This window comes from Dulcicalothrix desertica PCC 7102, assembly GCF_003991905.1.
GTDB classification, from domain to species: Bacteria; Cyanobacteriota; Cyanobacteriia; order Cyanobacteriales; family Nostocaceae; genus Dulcicalothrix; species Dulcicalothrix desertica.
Map to the genome: position 1 here is coordinate 164 of NZ_RSCL01000066.1, position 17882 is coordinate 18045.

Here is a 17882-nt window from a genome sequence, read left to right on the forward strand (position 1 = left end):
AATACTCTACGGGAGATAAGGATACATTATTTTTTGAGGAAACAATGTGAAATTCAAAGTCCAAATTGTTATTGAATCTGAATCGGGTGAAACACCGCTAATCCACGAAGTGGCACAAATTGAAAGGGCTAACCTACAACCTGATAATTTGGGACTGAACATAGCAGAAGCGAAGCAAATATTGCACAACACACAACGTCATATAGCCTTCCAACAGGTAGCCGAATACTCAAAGCAACAAGAGTTTTGCCCTGATTGCAACAAGAAACTGCTCCATAAAGACAAGCGTACCATTGTACACAGGACGCTATTCGGTAAGTTACAACTGTCATGTACAAGATTGTTTAATTGTGAATGTACTGAGCATATAACCCGTACTTTTAACCCAGTTGCAAATTTATTAAAAGAACGTACATCACCCGAATTACTTTACCTTGAGTCAAAATATGCATCCCTGATGTCCTACGGACTTTCAGTTAAAGTTCTATCAGAAATACTGCCACTAGAAGGAGAAATAAACGCTGCATCAATACGTAATAATCTGCATACATTAGGTACACGTTTAGAGTCAGAGTTGCTGCCCGAAACTACAGCATTGATAGAAGGCTGCCAAAGCGATTGGGAGAGCCTGCCTAAACCTGATTTGCCTTTGGTAGTGGGTATGGATGGAGGGTATGTCCGCTTTTATGATAGGAAATCTTCCAAATCTGGATATTTTCAAGTGATTGCAGGTAAAAGTATAAAAGCTGACGGTACATCTAAGAGTTTTGGCATGGTTCCCTCTTACGACACCAAGCCACGGCGCCGTATATTTGAGGTACTGAAGTCTCAGGGAATGCAGATGAATCAACAGGTAACATTTCTATCAGATGGGGAATCAAGTATACGCGAACTACAGTATTATCTCAATCCCAATGCAGAATATATACTTGATTGGTTCCACATCACAATGCGGATAACTGTGATGACACAAATTGCGAAGGGGATAACTAAAATAATTGATAAACCAGCCATAGATAGCGAATCTATCCAAGAAGATTTGAAGAGTATAAAGTGGAGTTTATGGCATGGTAATGTATTTAAAGCATTATCAAAAATTGAAGATTTGATATGTGTCGCTTATACATTAACTGACCTGGAATATGGTCAACCCAGTCTTGAAGCTAAAAAACTTGATTCCTATTTACAAGATTTTAAAACTTATATCGACAATAACGGGCAGTATATCCCAAATTACGGCGACCGCTATTATAACGGAGAGCCTATCTCAAGCTCGTTTGTTGAGTCTGCTGTCAATCAGGTTATTAGCAAGCGTTTCGTTAAAAAGCAACAAATGCGTTGGACTCCAAAAGGCGCCCATCTTCTGATTCAAGTGCGAACACGGGTTTTAAATTCTGATTGGGCAGAAAAATTCCGCTCTTGGTATCCTGGATTGACTTTGGGGCGCCAGCAAGAGTTTACACTACAAGCGACTTAAAGCATTTTTTACATCAAAACAAGTGTCTATAACACTTTTATATTTTAGTACTAAATTACTGAGTATAAAAGTATATGTGAAAGTATCGCAAAAAATTAGGACAAAAATACGACTATTTTTGACAATAAAGTATATCTAGAGTATAAAATAGTTAACTAAAAAAGCTACTTTTATTGTAATAAAAGTATTTATTTTATTTGACCAAAACTTTAGGCGTTGAAAACGTTAGTGTAAAATTTATTACTTGTTGTATAAATAAAGTTAAATAAAATCTTCAATTAGAATTTTCTACAATTGCTAATAATCCTTGTCATATCAAGAATATTTTGTACAACCATATTGATAAAATTTAAATATTGCAACTGTATACACGTTTAAATACTTATTGATATGTAACAATATAAACAAATACTTACTGATGATTTTTAGACGCGATTTACAGTTTTTTTGAAATACAAGTATCACTAAGTAGCTTAAAAAAGTTACTTATTAATATTGTTCATATGTGCTAAAAATAAAATATTGCTTTGCGCTTTTTATGATTAGAAGTATTTTAGGTAAAGAGAATACATTATACTCTTTACTATGAGAGTGAGAGTTAAGTGAATCTGAAGTATAATAATATACTTTTTAGTCTTAAATATTACTTATTCAATGTTGCTCTTAAGTGCTGGTGATGTTTGCAAGTTGATTTCAAGGATTGGAAGTTCATATTTACTGCTCCCCTGAAATTTTTCGCTCTCGATTTTACCTGCGCGTCCATTCCTTGAGGTAGTGGTAATAAGTTGCCCTCCAGTAAGGGCTTTAAAAACATTTGTATTTACAGTAATATTGCCACCTCTGTTGTCATTTTCGGTGCGAGCATTTAATATGGCACCGTCTTGTAACTTGAAGGAATCTGCACTAATAGTAATATCGCCCCCATTACCGACTGTATCGAGTTGCACACTGCTGAAAATACCGCTGGAAAACCCATTTTTCAAACCAGCAATATTAACTTCCCCAGAAGCTTTCACATTTACATTCCCTGCATCTCCCCTACCTGCCCCTTGAGTTGCAGATACACCACGAGTACCAGTTGCTATTTGAGCGCCATATAACGACAGTGAAGCAGCATTAATATCGATATTGCCACCTTTACCGACACCTCCAGCTTCCACTGCACTGAAAATGTCAGCTTCGACAAGAGAAATATTATCTTTTACAATCAACGTTACATTTCCCGCATTTCCAATACCATAAGTTGAAGTTTGAAGTTCAGCTTCTGAATGCAATTTAAAGGAACTAGCATCAATAGTAATATTACCTCCGTTTCCTTCTGTTCCTGTCTCCACAGAACTGAAAATGCCACTTGGAAATGTATCTTTTATGCCAGCAATATCAACAACATCTGTAACTATTACTTTCACGTTCCCCGCATCTCCCCTACCTGCCCCTTGGGTGGTAGCCTTGGTACCAGTTAATATTTGGGCACCATCTCTTAGTGTTAGTGTTACAGTATTAATATCAATATTGCCGCCCTTACCAACACTCCCTGCTTCTACTGTGCTGGCAACGTAAGAACTACCTGAAAAGGAAACAGCATCTTTTGCTCGCACTGCTATGTCACCAGCGTTTCCCTGTCCAAAGGTCGAGCTTGCCAGTATAGAACTATTTAATAGTGTTAGTGTTGCAGCATTAACATCGATATTGCCACCCTTACCCACACCCCCTGCTTCTAATGTACTACCAATGCGAGCTTTATCTGCAATGAAAATAGAATCCTTTGCAGTCAACGTTATATTCCCTGCATTGCCAATTCCAGAAGTTGCGGCAGAAAGAAAAGCCCCATCTTGTAATTTGAAGGAACCAGCATTAATAGTAATATTACCCCCATTGCCTTCTGTACCTTTTTCCGTATAACTGAAAATCGCACTAGAAAACATATCTTTTTTGCCAGCAATATCAACTTCTCCAAAAACTTTGACATTTACATTTCCTGCGTCCCCCTTACCTGCCCCTTGAGTACTAGATGCACCATAAGTTGTAGTTTGTAGTTGAGCGACATCTCGTAGTGTCAGTGTTGCAGCATTAATATTGATATTGCCACCCTTGCCTACACCTCCTGCTCCTACACTACTGGTGATGAGAGCATTATTTACAAGAAAAACGGAATTCTTAGCAGTCACTGTTACATTTCCCGCATTGCCTTGTCCAAAAGTTGAGGCGAAAAGTTGAGCACCATCAAGTAATTTGAAAGAATCAGTATCAATAGTGATATTACCACCATTGCCTACTGCACCTGTTTCCACTGAACTGCGAATGGCACTGAGCAATTTATCTGTTTTACCAGCAATATTAACAACTCCCTGAACTTTGACATTTACATTCCCCGCATTCCCTCTACCTGGTAGCTGAGTATTAGATGCTTCACGAGTAGAAGTTAATAGTTGGGCACCCTCAAGTAGTGATAGAGAAGCTGCATCAATAGTAATATTGCCACCTTTGCCCACGCCTCCTGCTTCTACTGTGCTGAAAATGTTGCCATCTGCAAGAAAAACAAAATCTTTTGCAGTCACTGTCACACTCCCAGCATTCCCCATTCCTGTAGTTGAGGTAGCAAGTTGGGCACCCGAACGCAAGTTGAAGAAACCTGCATCAATGGTTATGTTTCCTCCATTACCTTCTGCTCCTGTGTTCACACTGCTGAAAATTGCACTGGGAAACATATCATCTCTTTTACCAGCAATATCAACAGCACCTATAACTTTGATATTTACATTTCCTGCATCCCCTCTACCTGCCACTTTAGTATTAGATGCTTCCTGGGTAAAAGTTTGTAGTTGGGCACCCCGAAGTAATGATAGTGTCGCTGCATTAATGGTAATATTGCCACCCTTACCTACACCTCCTGCTCCTACAGTGCTGGTGATGAGAGCATTATTGATAAGGGAAATATCGCCTGTCGCAGTTACCGTAATATTTCCCGCATTCCCAATTCCAAAAGTTCCGGCTTCAAGTTGAGCACCATCTTGTAAGTTGAAGGAACCTGCATCAATAGTTATATTACCCCCATTACCTTCAGCACCTGTTTCTATACGACTGAAAATCCCACTGCTTGATGTATCTTTTTTACCAGCGATATCAACAATACCCGTAACTTTTACATTCACATCTCCCGCATTCCCCCTTCCTGCACCTTGAGTCCCCGATGCAGAAAGAGTAGCAGTTAGCAGTTGAGCAATATTAGTTAAAGATAGAGAAGCTGCGTTGATGTTAATATTGCCACCCTTACCTGTACCCCCAGCTCCTACTGTGCTAAGGATAAGAGCATCTGTAATTTGTACAGAATCCTTTGCATTTACCGTTACATTCCCTGCCGAACCAATTCCAAAGGTTGAGGCACTAAGTTGGGCGCCGTCTCGTAAGTTCAAGGAACCAGTATCAATGGTTATATTACCTCCATTACCTTTTGCTCCCGGCTCCACATAAGTAAAAATGCCGCTGTTTGATGTATTTTTTTCATCAGCTATATTAATAGCACCCGTAACTTTTACATTTACATTCCCTGCATCTAGGCTAACTGACCCTTGCGTATCAGATACACCATTTGTATAAGTTAATACCTTAGCACTATTTTGTAATGATAGTGTTGCAGCATCAATAATAATATTGCCAGCTTTACCTACACCCGAAGCTTCTACTGTGCTACCTATGGCAGCATTATCCATAAGGGAAACAGAATTAGAAGCAGTAACTTTCACATTTCCCCCATCACCAATTCCAAAAGTTGAGGCAAGAAGTTGGGCACCGTCTCGTAACTTGAAGGAATCAGTATCAATCGTAATATTTCCGCCCTGTCCTTCTGCACCTGCTTCTATATTGCTGAAAATCCCGCTCCTGATTTCATTTCTCTTCCCAGCAATATCAATAACCCCTGTAACTTTTACATCTACATCGCCAGCCGAACCTTTACCTGCAGGTTGGTTCCTAGATGCAGCACGAGTAGCTGTTAGTAACTGGGCAACATTAGCTAAAGATAGAGAAGCTGCATTGATACTAATATTGCCACCTTTACCCACAGCCCCTGCTTCTATGGAGCTAAACATGGCAGCATCTTTCAAGGAAACGGCACCTGTTGCATTCACTGTTATATTCCCAGCATTCCCCTGCCCGAATGTTGAAGCAACAACTATACCTCCATCAAATACATTAAAGAAACCAGTATCAATCGCAATATTTCCGCCATTCCCCTTTGCGCCAGATTGCACTACATTACGAATTCCGCTTCTGGTGCCAGCAACTTTAATTTCTCCTGTTGCGTTTAACGTAATGTTACCTGCGACGTTCGTCGGCGCCTCTAAACCTAGTCCAATACCAGATAAAAGACCACTTCCTCCCAAAATCTCTATATTTTGAGCATTAATAGTAATATCGCCCCCTCCAGCACTTTCTACGTGTACTTGAGCTTGATTTATCAGAGATACCGAAGCACGAGTCACCTGTTCGGGAAAGCTTAACCTGAAATTATCATTATTTATATCTAACGCTACAGTTCCAGGTTCAGCCAATCCACCTAACTCAACTCTTCCACCAAGAGCATTTAATTCACCTCCATCCATACTGACATTACCGCCTACCAGTAGCAAACTCTTACCATCTGGTACTTGCAATCCAAATACTATGAAACCTGCTGAATTAAAATTTACAGGCGCCACCGATTTATTTACAATTGCAGCATTTGGATTAATCTGATTAAAAAACAATGCTGAAGGATTAATCGTTAATAACCCAGGCACCTTCGGTGCGGAAGCACTAAAATTACCTTGATTACCAAATTGCACACCGTTCGCAGTCGTCCCAACAAACGAACCTCCTATATCAAGTCGCGCATTTTGACCAAATAAAATACCGTTGGGATTTATTAAAAATAGATTGGCACCACCATCAACACCCAATGTCCCCAAAATATTAGATGCATTACTACCTGTAACGCGCGTCAATATATTTACTACTCTAGACGGATTGGCAAAGTATACTCCTTGTCCATTTTTGATATTAAACTCACTAAAACTATGAAAAAGATTATTACCACGCAAGGCGCCACCATTAATCAAATCAGCAGAGGCACCATTAATTAGTACATTTGGTGTAAGTTTAGAAGCTTCCGCCCCTAAAGTATTATCAGGTGTAATTTGTGCATGAACCGAAGTACTACTAAGCGAGAGAAAGGCACACAGTAGAAGCGAGTGTAATAAATCCTTGTTCTTATTCATCGCACTTTATCCTGAACAATAATGATAATCAAAGTTTGTTATTAAACTTATATTTATCAGTATTTCTGCCTATAACAAACTTATGCAATTTTTTCTTAAGGAATTAATTGGCACCTTGTACTATATGCGTTTGTAGCGTAACTTGGTCTAAGTAGGTCAGCACCAAGCTTGATAGAAGTCAGGATAAGCTAAATTTTGGACAATATGCCAAATAATAACTTCATAGAAACAATTGTATCGTTCTCCGTAAGTTTCTTTTTGTAAACAATCTTTAAGATATAAGAATACTATTAAATATTTTTGTTCTAACATGATTTCTTTTTTGGACGAATTACTCAGGTTGGTGATGATGAAGAACCAATTGTACGACCCAATTAAGTAAGGTGGCTTTGGCCAGCATACATTCCAACTTTAGTATGAGTCATTTAGTCGGAGAAAAATTAGGTAGCAATCCAAACTTTTTAAGGATGTACAGCTTTATAGGCACTAATATTATAAGCACATACATAAAAACAGAACATAGCTTTCAACAGCTAACAAGTTATTAAAACCATAGCTGCGGTACTATCTCCATTAATAATAGATAAACGTGCTAAGTTATTAATTGCTGCATCAGCCGCACGGTTGCTATACTTCATAGCAATTTCATAATGATAACAAGCGCTGGGCTGGATATTTTATTTATAACTATATAAGGTGAAAAGCTAAAATGACAGAGTATATAACCCCTAAGCAGTTTAAAAAGGCTGGGATTGATATCCCAATGTTTTCTAAGATTAAAGATTTGTTTGGCGCAGAAGAAACGATTACGGTTGAATGGCAAAGTCCAAATTATACTTCAAGGGAAGTTACAATTCTATGGGGTCTCCTTCAACTAAAAACGGAGAAGGGAGAGAAGAAAACATTCATAGTGCGAGGAAAACCTGGATTTTGTGCTGCTGTAATAGAGAAGTTGCAAGAGGATGGAAAAATTGTCCGAAAAATTCAAGGTTCCTAATAGAAAAATTTCATGCACAATTTGTATATAAGGGAATATTCTGATTATGCAATCAATAAAAAACCTCTTAAAAATTGAATATAAAGAATCTAAGATAAAAACGCTTTTGTTAAGAGGTTTTATATCTTGGACATTGCTTATTATAATAGTGACATTGGGTATTCAAAATAGTTGTAACCCAATCTATAAATCACATAACTGGTCGCAATTCACTAAATGCAAAGAAACTGTTGTAGCTGAAAATACTAGTTCTTCAAACAACTTTGTACGTTATACAGATAAACCTGTTAATCTGACTCCTACATATAATAACAGCAAAAAAGGTAGTGACAATGTAACTAAACCCGTACCTCCTGCTCCTAAATATAAAAATCAGGATAGAGGTAGTGACGGAATAAGTCAAAAAGAATTAGTAGCTGTCGCCACGACTGCAGCAGTAACTGTTCCTATGGCGATTTTGGAAGCTCCTGCACTTACTGTTGCTGGAGTAAGTCTGGCAATTTGGTTTGTAGTTAGAAAGTCTCTAGAAGCAATATCTTAAATCAAATTTTTTCAATTTTAATAATTTTACATATTTGAGGTAATAGCTATGCAATCACAACCTGAAAAAAACGCATTTTCAGCACAAATGGAAAATAATACGGGTTCTTCAGAGCTTGAAAAAAATACATCCTCGCAGCTTGAGAAGAAGACATCTTTGTTTGATTTGGACAAGCCTATTGTTAGAACTGTAGGAGTAGGATTGTTCTTTATAGCAACAGTTGCAGTATTTTTTACAGTTACTAGAGGCAGCGACTTTTGCATTTTTACTATAGGGTCTTGTACAGATGGTCGTCATACTGGTTTGCTTGAACCTATAGCTGTAGGAGCGGGTCTAACAGCTGCTGTAGGATTGACGGTTCTTGAACTTCCAGCAACAGTAGCTGTAGGAGTAGGTTTGGCAATTTGGTTAATTGTTAACTCTTTATTTTAATACTGAGAGAGAAGTATGAATTTAATTGAATTACATAATGTCCATAAGAAGCTGAGTGAAAGGTTCTGCTTAGAAGGAATTAATTTGATAGTTAAGCAGGGTGAATTTGTAATTTTGAAAGGACTTAATGGCTCTGGTAAAACCACCTTATTAAACCTCATCTTGGGACTTGACGTACCTGATAGTGGGGAAGTAAAGTTGGACGGTTACTCACCTCTATATCCAAAATCAAAAAATCATGTTGGGGCAGTTTTGCAAACAGTAAAACCTCCTAAAGAAACAAAGGTAAAAGAATTTGTTGAGCTTTGGCGCAGTTATTACCCCAATCCTTTATCGGCTGAAGAAATTCTTAGCACAGTAAATCTAGAAGGTAAGCATGATGATTTCTTAGACAAGTTATCTGGTGGTGAGAAACAAAGAATTATTTTTGCTTTAGGAATTGCTGATAAACCAAAATGTCTAATAGTGGATGAGCCAACCAAAGAGTTAGACCTAGAGGGTAAAGAAGATTTTTGGGAACAGATTAAGCGATGCAGAGAAATGGGTATAACTATTTTGATGGTTACTAATGAAAGTTCTGACCAAGATAAAATAAAAGCTCTGGCAACTCGTTCTATTACTCTTGAATGGAATAAAGAAGATGGTAAAAGTAAGATTGTTGCGGTTGAAATTATTCGTGATACACCAGACTTAAAGCAAAAAGGTAACTCTACGGTTGAATCACAAAATTTATTGTCGATGCTTTGGCGCCAAACATGGATAGAATTTCTAAAGTTATCCCGCAATCGTATTTATTTGTTAGGTCTTCTTTTATTTCCTTGCATGGTTGTTTTTTTAACACCCAATGAACAAGCGGGGAAAATAGAACTGCTGTGTTTTGCTGGTATTAGTTTACTAACATTTGCTATTGAGAGACTTGGAAATGTAATAGCTACTGAACGTAGCGAGGGATGGTTAAAACTGTTACGAGTTAGTCCTCTGCCACCCACGGTGTATTTAGCTGCCAAAATTCTCGTTTCTTTAGCAATTTTAACAGTTAACCTTTTACTTGTGTTGCTCTTAGGCGCCTGGAGGTTAGGAATTCATGAAAATTTGGGACGATGGCTAGTTATGTTCTTCAGTTTTATCTTAGGAATTATCCCTTTTGTAATTTTAGGTCTGGCACTAGGTTATTTGTTCAAACCTAAAAGCGTTAACGTAATTACTGGTTTGTCTATCCCCTTCGCGTTGTTCACTTGCGGTTTACCTCTTCCCGTATCTAAACCTGTACAGGATTTAATCGCATTTTCACCTTTTTGTCATTACGGTCGGTTAGTAATGTGGTCAGCAGGAATGAGTAATGATAATTACGTTTCAATAGATTTGCTTTGGTTACTGTGGGCTGCATGTATATTTGGATTTTTGGCTGTTTGGGCATACCAACACGATGCAGAAGTTCAAAGATAAAGATGATTAAAGTATAGTGGCACTGCGAAAGTGTTGATTACCTCCTAATATTTTTTATTAACATGTAGGAGCATTTATAATGAGGAAATTAATTTTTTGTTTTCTGGCTATCTTTCTCTTTTTTGCGATTCCAGTTGAACAATCTATTGCTCAAAGCATTACTCAAAACACCTCACCGACAATTATCGCCCAAGTTGACTATACTGTTAGCACTGTTGAGATGATTGAAGATCATGGTTATGATACGCAAGGAGGAGCATTTCGAGGTATTTTCCTCTTTAAGGGGAAAAAGTATGTTGTCTGGTATAACTCACAACCAAACGTATCAATTGGTCGCCATCTTAGTTTAACATACCTTGATCAACCAGGTGGTAGCTGGTACTCGCTTTTTAATCCAGCTACGAATGTAACTGCTTACGTTACTGATGTAAAACCATTCAAGTAATATGGTAACTTTTGAGGAGTGACTCATACTGAACTTGTATCAGAATATTATTTTGTATTCTTTCTATCTCCCACTTTGAAACAGAAAGGAGCTTTGGATTTTGAAACCTGAAGAGCGAAAAGTAGAGCAAAATACAAGTGTCTACGCTTCTGAAGTGACATCAGGCGCCCTAAAACGTCGTCATTTTTTAAAAAGCTTCACTAAAGCCAGTGTGGGGACAGTCATTTTCTTAGTATCTGATTTTGGACAGAAAAATACCACCAAAATAGCGCTAGCTCAGTCCTCTGAAAATACAGGTGTTTCAGCTTTTAACCTCTCTCCCCGCTTGTTGTACGATTACCTGAGTCCTGCATTAAAGGGAATTGGAACCGGGATAGGAGAGTTTTATCGTGGCATAGGAGAAGGGGCAGGAAGTATTGCTCGCAAAACAGGAGAAGGAATAGGAGAGATACCTTTAGGAATAGGAGAGGGGTTAAGAGAACGTCTTCGATACGTTATTTCTGGTGAAAAAGCTAGACAAAAATTTTCTGAGTACTCTCAAAAACAAGATGCTCAAACAAAACTTGAATTAATTGAGTTAATCCGAGACTCAATGCGTGAGTTCCAAGATAAAGCAATTGACTTAAAAATAAAAGAAATTCAAGGAAACTGGGATTTAGAAAACTGGAATGGTATTATCAGTCGTAAAGAAACAGAGGATATATTAACAGAGCAAAAAGACTGTCTACTAATATTACTTTCACCTCCAAGAGTGAGCCAGGACGCTCCCTCTTCAATCCGCAATAACCTTGAAATTGAGCTAGAAAGTACGGGTACATTTCTTGCTCAGTATTACCCAGAACGAGATAAAAAACACCAAGTTGAGTTTTATAGCGGTTATTTTAAGCATCCAGTTAGCGATATTAATTTAGAACAATTGTATAAGATTTTAGCTCCTATACCAACCGCAACTATTTATATAAATGTTACTGATTACACCTGCGATTTTAATGTTGGTTATTGGGGACTAAATAATAGTAAAATTTCTATATTCTCTAGTCAAACTTTGTACTGGGAGAGAGCAAAAAAAAAATTAATATCGCAAGGCTTAGATGAAATAGAAGCTCTCCGTATGATTCGCCAGTCAATAGTTATAGGTAGTAAACTATTAGCAGCTTATACTGCTGATATTTACTATCTGAATCTTGACCCTTATTATCAACTTCAATTTGCTAGAATAGCTTCCGCATTATCAAAAGAAGGTTTACCTCAAGATTTTATACGTCCTTATATAGATGAACTCAAAGACCTTCAAAAACAGATACAGCAAGTTTATGATAAAGAACTAAAAATAACTGCAGACGATGTAAAAGAGCAAGAAACTATCAAAGCGAATGCTCAAAAATGGAGACTTGTGCAAACATTTCTTTGTAGTGCAAGCGTTAGAGCTATTGCCATTAGTCCTGACGGAGAAACTTTTGCAAGTGGCGATGACGATAAAGATATCGTGCTGTGGGATATAAAAACAAGAACTTTAATCCGTACTCTCAAGGGGCATTCGTCTTTTATTTCGTCTCTTGCATTTAGTCCAGATGGACAAACTCTTGCCAGTGGCAGTTGGGATAATACCATTAAACTATGGAATTTGAAAATATACACATTAACAGGGCAGTCAGCTGTTCGTTCTATTGCTTTTAGCCCAGATGGACAAACACTTGCCAGTGCCAGCGATGACAAGAGTATTAAACTGTGGAATTTAAAAACCAAAGAATTAATTCGCACCATTACAGGACATTCAAATATTGTTTATTCTATTGCTTTTAGCCCAGATGGACAAACAATTGCTAGTGGCAGTTTTGACAAAACTGTCAAGTTGTGGGATTTAAACACCGGGCAATTAGTTCGCACTTTTACTGGTCATTCAGATTGGCTAATGTCTGTGATATTTAGTCCAGATGGGCAAACGATTGCTAGCGGCAGTAATGATAACACTATTAAAATGTGGGATTTAAAAAAAGGAGATTTAATTTTTACTCTTGAAGGTCACTCAAATGATGTAAATTCTATTGCCTTTAGCTATGATGGAAAAATTATTGCTAGTGGTAGTGAAGATACAACTATTAAGCTGTGGAGTGCAAAAACAGGAGCTTTGCTTCGCACTCTTGAAGGGCACTCAGAGCCAATTCTTTCTATAGCTTTTAGCCAAGATGGACATACTTTAATAAGTGCCAGTAAGGACAAAACAGTTAAAATTTGGCAGAATATTTAACAAAAAACATCAAATAAGCTTATAGAGAAATATTAAAAAAGTTTTAAAATTATGATTAAAGTAATAAAATTAATCTAATAGTTTTAAATTTGCTGCCGTTGATATTTATATAAACTTAAAAGCTACGCAAACTGACGCCACTTGACTATATTAGGAGCTTTATTAAATGGCGCCATCTAATCATTATATTTTACTAATCCTCTAACTCAAGATCACTATCTAATCCTAATTCCTGCAATGCTACTTTGGTATCTTCAATTTTATACGATGAAATATCTCCTTCGACGGTAATGGAAACTTTTAATGTCAATTTCAAGTTTTAAGCTAAAGCTTTATTCGTTAATTTTACAGGCGCCCGTCCTACATTATCAGGTATTGTAAAATTTAACTCAATCTTATTGAAATCAAACAAAACAGCAGCATTACTCGCTAATGCTGCTAGTTGCACTTGTCCATTAGTTATAAATACCACACCAAAGTCTAGAGTAATTTCACCACTAATTAGCGCTATTGTACCTGAATTAACTGCCTAACCCATTAATTGCATTACCTATGTTATCTCTAGCAATTGAAGAACTTGCAATTTGCCCTGGTTGCAAACCCATCTGCAAGCCAATAGGTGCATTAATAGTCAAATTACAAATCACAATCCGAATTATGATTTGTACTTTGACTTTGCAGCATAAGGTATTGCAAAGCTTCAAACAGCGCGGTGTATGTCTGTGTCAAAAAAGCCTATTTTACTTTTACTTTGCCGCGATTGGATTTTTGAACTTTGAGATTGCCGTGATTTAATATTGTGGTTTTTACCGTCAATAACACCTAAAATAAGCATAAATGATGAATTTAGACTGCTTCGGCGCCAACACGAACGGCAGTATCTGAGTATTGAAAATAAATCTTCTGTTTGGTTGGTATAATTTTCGTAAAAATAGCTTTTTATACCATAGCTTTGCCGCTAATTTTTTTTACTATTTGCTTGCAAAACGGCAAAGTCAAATTACAAATTACACGAATATTTGAGGCTTTATTAATTCTATGAAAGGCTAACGCCTTTATTATTGTAAAGTAATAATTCGCAAGGTTTTAGAATGACTAAAAAAGCTGATTTAGCCCAGTTTACTGGTTCGACTGCTTTATTCACTCACTGGCTCAAAATACTATCATATACCGAAGGTGTCAAATTTTTAGCAAGTCAAACTAATTCTTTCTGGCTGATAGACGCTATAGCATCTCACCAAAATAGAAGTCTTCTATTAAAACACCCAGAACTTAAGGAATTTCAACTTTGGCAGTTAGAAGTTAAGGCAGATAAAACAGCAAAACTAACTTGTCGTATTGATAGTGACTGCGAACCAGTTGTAACTCAAAAAATTGAATATACAAATTTTCCACTTACTCAAATAAAGCTTTACGTTCGTGAAAAAGTTCTGATGTTGCCCTCGGAGTATTAATGAAAGTACGATTCCAAGCAAAAGAGCATCAAATAATTGAAGAGGAAATATTTGAGATAGAGAAACTTGTAGAAGTTGTAGCCGCTTACCATCTCAGTAATTTTTACTTAGATGTAAAATCTATTTCTTATCATTTATCTCAAATATCAAAATGTCCTAACAAGGAATATTCTAGAATCATAGTTTATAAGCCAGAAGTAATTATTCCAATGGAACTAACAATAACAGATTTATCTGACTTAGAATATTTCCTTTCTCAGCATCCATATTCTACTTACCATTTAGAGATAGAATCTAGAGCTTTTAAGATGCAGAAAGAAGGAGAGTTACAGAGACAATTAAGCCTTAGATGAGCCAAAAAAACCAAAACAAGTTCCATCAACACTCTCTCATGCTATTTCCAGAAGAAGAATTAGATTCAAGAGTTGTGTTGATGGATGATTCACAATTTAACACCTACTTTAAATTGTGGAAACAGTGTTCCAGATTTGGGTTTGACTTAGAAACGTATTCAACAGCGGAGGATAAGGACGGTGCTTTATCACCAAATACCGGAGAAATAAGATTAATCCAAATAGCAGTACCCACAAATCACGGTTGTAAGGTAATTGTAGTTGATCTAGGATGGGCGCCCAAGGAGCGCGCGAGCAAACATATACACTTAAAATCAATTGGGTTTTGGGAAACTTTAAAGGAAAGGTTGGCTAACCCCGCAGTCGAAGTAGTAGGACATGCGTTGTTGTTTGAGCAAGCTTTCATGCTCGCCAAATACAACTTTCCGATTCGCAATCTCATTGATACACAACTACTATCTCAGGTGTATTGGGCTGGGCTAAACCAGTGGTTAGAACAAGTACGCGGTCGTCCCCATTCTCTAGAATCTTTGTGTTTGCGATTAGGCATCTTTATTGACAAAACAGCCCAAACCTCTGACTGGGGATGGGGAGAATTGGGGAACGGCAAACTGTCTAATCGTCAGTACAACTATGCTGCTACGGATGCTGCTGTGGTGTTGAATATTTATGACCAACTCAAACTGCTGATGCAGAAAGTAGGCGCCTGGGAACATGGACTAATTGAGTGTGCAGCTTCTCCAGCATTTGCCCAGATGGAATACTACGGAATGCCTGTAAATACCCTTGTCCTACAACAGGTAACTGCTGAATATGAGCTAGTGCTAGGGCAATTAATTCATCAGCTACAAGAAACTTTTCCAGAAGCAGTAGGAGTCATTAACAGCTCGAAAGCGCTTCTACCACTAATTAACGCTAAGTTCAAACTCAATCTTAAAGACACATCAGCCGAAACCCTTAGTATACATTGGAGTATTCCATCTCTCAAACTCCTATCCCTCATCCGCACTCAGCAAAATTACATTAACTACCTTAAAGGCATTGCTAGGAACATTAAAGATGGTCGAGTTCGAGGAAGCTACAACCAAATTGGACCAATGGGATTAGGACGCTCAAATTGTCGCGACCCAAATCTCATGAACCCACCGCACCCTGACAAAATGCCTCACGAACTAAAACAGTTAAATCTACCAAGCGTGCGAAGTGTATTTGTGGCGCCACCCAATTACACTTACATCATAAATGACCTCATGGGCGCCCATACCGCTATTGCAGCCCAAGCATCGGGAGATAAATTACTCATCGAAAAACTAAATTCATCTACTGGTGATGCTTTCTGTATTATTGGCGCCAAAATTGCCCAAGCTCAAGGTTTGGGCGAAGAGTGGACGGAGGAAAACATAAAACGGTGGAAAAATGACAAAACTCACCCCAACAATGAACAAGCAGCACTATTAAGGTCAGTCAGCAAATCGGCACATTATGGCGCCCAAAATGGTTCTGGAGCAAAACGACACCAGCAGACAGTGCGTGTAGGTTCTGGAATTGAACTAAGTTTGGAAGAAGCCAAATTGCATACCAATAGTTGGAAGAACACTTATTCCACCTTGGCGCAATTCCAGCGACAGATAGTACGCAATGCCAATAAATTCAAACCTTCCGTCTTGGGTTTGGCTGAAATAGAATCGCGCGCTAAGTTCGGTTTGGGCTGTGTCAAATCGATAAGCGGACGATATGTGTTTCTACCTAAATATCCAGAAGATTTTGGTGATAAAAAGCTGTGTTCAGTCCGCTTACCAGATGCTTGTGCTGCATTTTGGACACTGACGGAAGCCACTATCATTAAACTTTCTAAAGCCAAATTCATAACCATCTATGACCAACATCCAGAATGGTTAGGAAAAGTATGGTTGGGAAACTCATGTCATGACGAGCTAAATGTTATAGCTGCTACCGAATATGTTCTACAGGTGGCAACAGCAGTCCAACAAGCAATGAGAGAGTCAATGAGTCAATTTATTACAGTTGTTCCTGTGCATAAAAACGAACTTCCAGAATCAATTATCTGTAACTCTTGGGCAGATAAAGGTTAATACAAAGCTAGTATTTTGTACCTGCATAAGGTAGAAGTCCTTGTGCAGGTTTTGTACATGCGCTATAGCTACTATGACTAAATCAAAATCTAAGAAAAGAACGAAACCAAAGCTAAACAAAAAACAACGCACCTGGGTAGAGAAATTTCAAGAACAACATCCAGGCGCAAAAGTTAAAGATATTTGGCAAGGATTATCAGGCGACCGCATAGTCACTATTGAGTGGACAGAAGATTTACCAGTTGTGCAATTACCAAACTCTACAGACAGAGGAAGTGGTTGGATATTCCACACACTGCGAGTAAAACTGCGAGTTTTTGGTGACCCTCGGTGCAAACCTGATTATAAATACCACATTATTTATCCTCACTGTACCCTTGATGTAAATGTAAAACTGGCGCCTTGCGGACAATTATCCTTGGAAATATCACAACTTTTAAATATCGAAATACCTCAAGAGCCTGTCAAAATCAAATCAAAAAGGCGCCTATCTACTCCTACCAAACGCCAAAAGCCAACTCAGTTAAAGCTGCCTTTATTTAACGTAGCTGCTCAACTACACCAAATTAACACATCTAAAGGTTTTGAAGTTACCAGCGAACAAGAACTGTTATTAGAAACAGTTGTCCATCATGATTTAGATACAGGGAATCAAATTCAACTTCCTGCTGCTGTAGTATCTATCCTCAAAAATAAAAAAGCCAGTCTCCAAGAATGGGAAAATGCTATCTCGCTATATCAAGTAGCTGGTTCTACCGCACTTATGACTTATTTAGAGGGGTTAGATAGTATACGTCAACATTTTGGTATAGATAAACAATTAGATGTACAAAAAAGCGCACCAAAAGCTTATCAAATTAATAAAGTATATGGAATCTAAAACAAAATCAGTAGTAATTAGCGAAGCTGCAAGAATTATTGCTACCCATCATCCTAATCAAGAAAGCTATCTCAAGCGTTGGGAAATATGGAAAACTACATTTGATTGGATATGCAAAGATATTCCAGAAAATCAAGCTGATAGAGCAGCAAAAGTAATTGTTGGACATGTAAAGAATATTTGTAACCGTTCAGGGGGGGCGCCTGCGTTCGTGGATAAGCGAGAGTTTGGAGCAACTATTTTTAGAGAGCAATTAGGTAG

At 37.8% G+C, this 17882-nt stretch carries 15 protein-coding genes; 12 read left to right on the forward strand and 3 right to left on the reverse strand.

What is annotated here, in order from left to right:
• Positions 1 to 46 precede the first annotated feature (46 nt).
• Complete coding sequence (locus tag DSM106972_RS49885) at positions 47 to 1477, forward strand: ISKra4 family transposase (protein ID WP_127087672.1); 1431 nt, start codon at positions 47 to 49, stop codon at positions 1475 to 1477.
• Positions 1478 to 2124: 647 nt separating this feature from the next.
• Here the strand turns inward: DSM106972_RS49885 and DSM106972_RS49890 are convergent.
• Positions 2125 to 6732, reverse strand: coding sequence for a two-partner secretion domain-containing protein (locus DSM106972_RS49890; RefSeq protein ID WP_127087673.1), 4608 nt, complete (start codon positions 6730 to 6732; stop codon positions 2125 to 2127).
• Between the two features lie 156 nt (positions 6733 to 6888).
• A complete protein-coding gene (locus DSM106972_RS56130) occupies positions 6889 to 7044 on the reverse strand; it encodes a hypothetical protein (protein ID WP_411675405.1) in 156 nt (51 codons plus the stop codon).
• A gap of 397 nt (positions 7045 to 7441) precedes the next feature.
• Between DSM106972_RS56130 and DSM106972_RS49900 the strand changes: the two genes are divergently transcribed.
• The 6 genes from DSM106972_RS49900 (at position 7442) to DSM106972_RS49925 (ending at position 12841) form a co-directional block, all read left to right on the forward strand.
• A complete protein-coding gene (locus tag DSM106972_RS49900; protein WP_127087674.1) occupies positions 7442 to 7729 on the forward strand; it encodes a hypothetical protein in 288 nt (95 codons plus the stop codon).
• Between the two features lie 46 nt (positions 7730 to 7775).
• The gene (locus DSM106972_RS49905; RefSeq protein WP_127087675.1) at positions 7776 to 8270 is read left to right on the forward strand and encodes a hypothetical protein; all 495 of its coding nucleotides are present in this window, start codon (positions 7776 to 7778) and stop codon (positions 8268 to 8270) included.
• Positions 8271 to 8318: 48 nt separating this feature from the next.
• Entirely contained in the window at positions 8319 to 8702 is a 384-nt protein-coding gene (locus DSM106972_RS49910) for a hypothetical protein (RefSeq protein WP_127087676.1), read from the forward strand.
• A 15-nt stretch (positions 8703 to 8717) separates the two neighbouring features.
• Positions 8718 to 10148, forward strand: coding sequence for an ABC transporter ATP-binding protein/permease (locus tag DSM106972_RS49915; RefSeq protein WP_127087677.1), 1431 nt, complete (start codon positions 8718 to 8720; stop codon positions 10146 to 10148).
• 79 nt (positions 10149 to 10227) lie between these two features.
• On the forward strand, positions 10228 to 10593 hold the full coding sequence (locus DSM106972_RS49920) for a hypothetical protein (protein ID WP_127087678.1): 366 nt from the start codon (positions 10228 to 10230) through the stop codon (positions 10591 to 10593).
• A 100-nt stretch (positions 10594 to 10693) separates the two neighbouring features.
• The gene (locus tag DSM106972_RS49925; RefSeq protein ID WP_233787003.1) at positions 10694 to 12841 is read left to right on the forward strand and encodes a WD40 repeat domain-containing protein; all 2148 of its coding nucleotides are present in this window, start codon (positions 10694 to 10696) and stop codon (positions 12839 to 12841) included.
• Between the two features lie 319 nt (positions 12842 to 13160).
• Here the strand turns inward: DSM106972_RS49925 and DSM106972_RS52035 are convergent, their stop codons facing one another.
• A complete protein-coding gene (locus DSM106972_RS52035; protein ID WP_158633039.1) occupies positions 13161 to 13313 on the reverse strand; it encodes a hypothetical protein in 153 nt (50 codons plus the stop codon).
• 619 nt (positions 13314 to 13932) lie between these two features.
• Between DSM106972_RS52035 and DSM106972_RS49930 the strand changes: the two genes are divergently transcribed.
• The 5 genes from DSM106972_RS49930 to DSM106972_RS49950 form a co-directional block, all read left to right on the forward strand.
• Complete coding sequence (locus DSM106972_RS49930) at positions 13933 to 14295, forward strand: DUF6876 family protein (protein WP_127087679.1); 363 nt, start codon at positions 13933 to 13935, stop codon at positions 14293 to 14295.
• A complete protein-coding gene (locus DSM106972_RS49935; RefSeq protein ID WP_127087680.1) occupies positions 14295 to 14648 on the forward strand; it encodes a hypothetical protein in 354 nt (117 codons plus the stop codon). Before DSM106972_RS49930 ends, DSM106972_RS49935 begins: the two co-directional genes overlap by 1 nt.
• Positions 14645 to 16741: a DNA polymerase gene (locus tag DSM106972_RS49940; protein ID WP_158633040.1), complete on the forward strand. Its 2097-nt coding sequence runs from the start codon at positions 14645 to 14647 to the stop codon at positions 16739 to 16741. The genes DSM106972_RS49935 and DSM106972_RS49940 overlap by 4 nt, the downstream gene beginning before the upstream one ends.
• A 73-nt stretch (positions 16742 to 16814) precedes the next feature.
• A complete protein-coding gene (locus DSM106972_RS49945; RefSeq protein WP_127087682.1) occupies positions 16815 to 17621 on the forward strand; it encodes a hypothetical protein in 807 nt (268 codons plus the stop codon).
• The coding region (locus DSM106972_RS49950; RefSeq protein ID WP_148129293.1) for a hypothetical protein at positions 17611 to 17882 on the forward strand (272 nt) is incomplete at its 3' end. The genes DSM106972_RS49945 and DSM106972_RS49950, both read left to right, overlap by 11 nt.

Coding starts and splice junctions, on each gene's coding strand:
- DSM106972_RS49890 (WP_127087673.1), bottom strand. CDS start 6,732: ATGAATAAGAACAAGGATTTATTACACTCGCTTCTACTGTGTGCCTTT.
- DSM106972_RS56130 (WP_411675405.1), bottom strand. CDS start 7,044: ATGTTAGAACAAAAATATTTAATAGTATTCTTATATCTTAAAGATTGT.
- DSM106972_RS49900 (WP_127087674.1), top strand. CDS start 7,442: ATGACAGAGTATATAACCCCTAAGCAGTTTAAAAAGGCTGGGATTGAT.
- DSM106972_RS49905 (WP_127087675.1), top strand. CDS start 7,776: ATGCAATCAATAAAAAACCTCTTAAAAATTGAATATAAAGAATCTAAG.
- DSM106972_RS49910 (WP_127087676.1), top strand. CDS start 8,319: ATGCAATCACAACCTGAAAAAAACGCATTTTCAGCACAAATGGAAAAT.
- DSM106972_RS49915 (WP_127087677.1), top strand. CDS start 8,718: ATGAATTTAATTGAATTACATAATGTCCATAAGAAGCTGAGTGAAAGG.
- DSM106972_RS49920 (WP_127087678.1), top strand. CDS start 10,228: ATGAGGAAATTAATTTTTTGTTTTCTGGCTATCTTTCTCTTTTTTGCG.
- DSM106972_RS49930 (WP_127087679.1), top strand. CDS start 13,933: ATGACTAAAAAAGCTGATTTAGCCCAGTTTACTGGTTCGACTGCTTTA.
- DSM106972_RS49935 (WP_127087680.1), top strand. CDS start 14,295: ATGAAAGTACGATTCCAAGCAAAAGAGCATCAAATAATTGAAGAGGAA.
- DSM106972_RS49940 (WP_158633040.1), top strand. CDS start 14,645: ATGAGCCAAAAAAACCAAAACAAGTTCCATCAACACTCTCTCATGCTA.
- DSM106972_RS49945 (WP_127087682.1), top strand. CDS start 16,815: ATGACTAAATCAAAATCTAAGAAAAGAACGAAACCAAAGCTAAACAAA.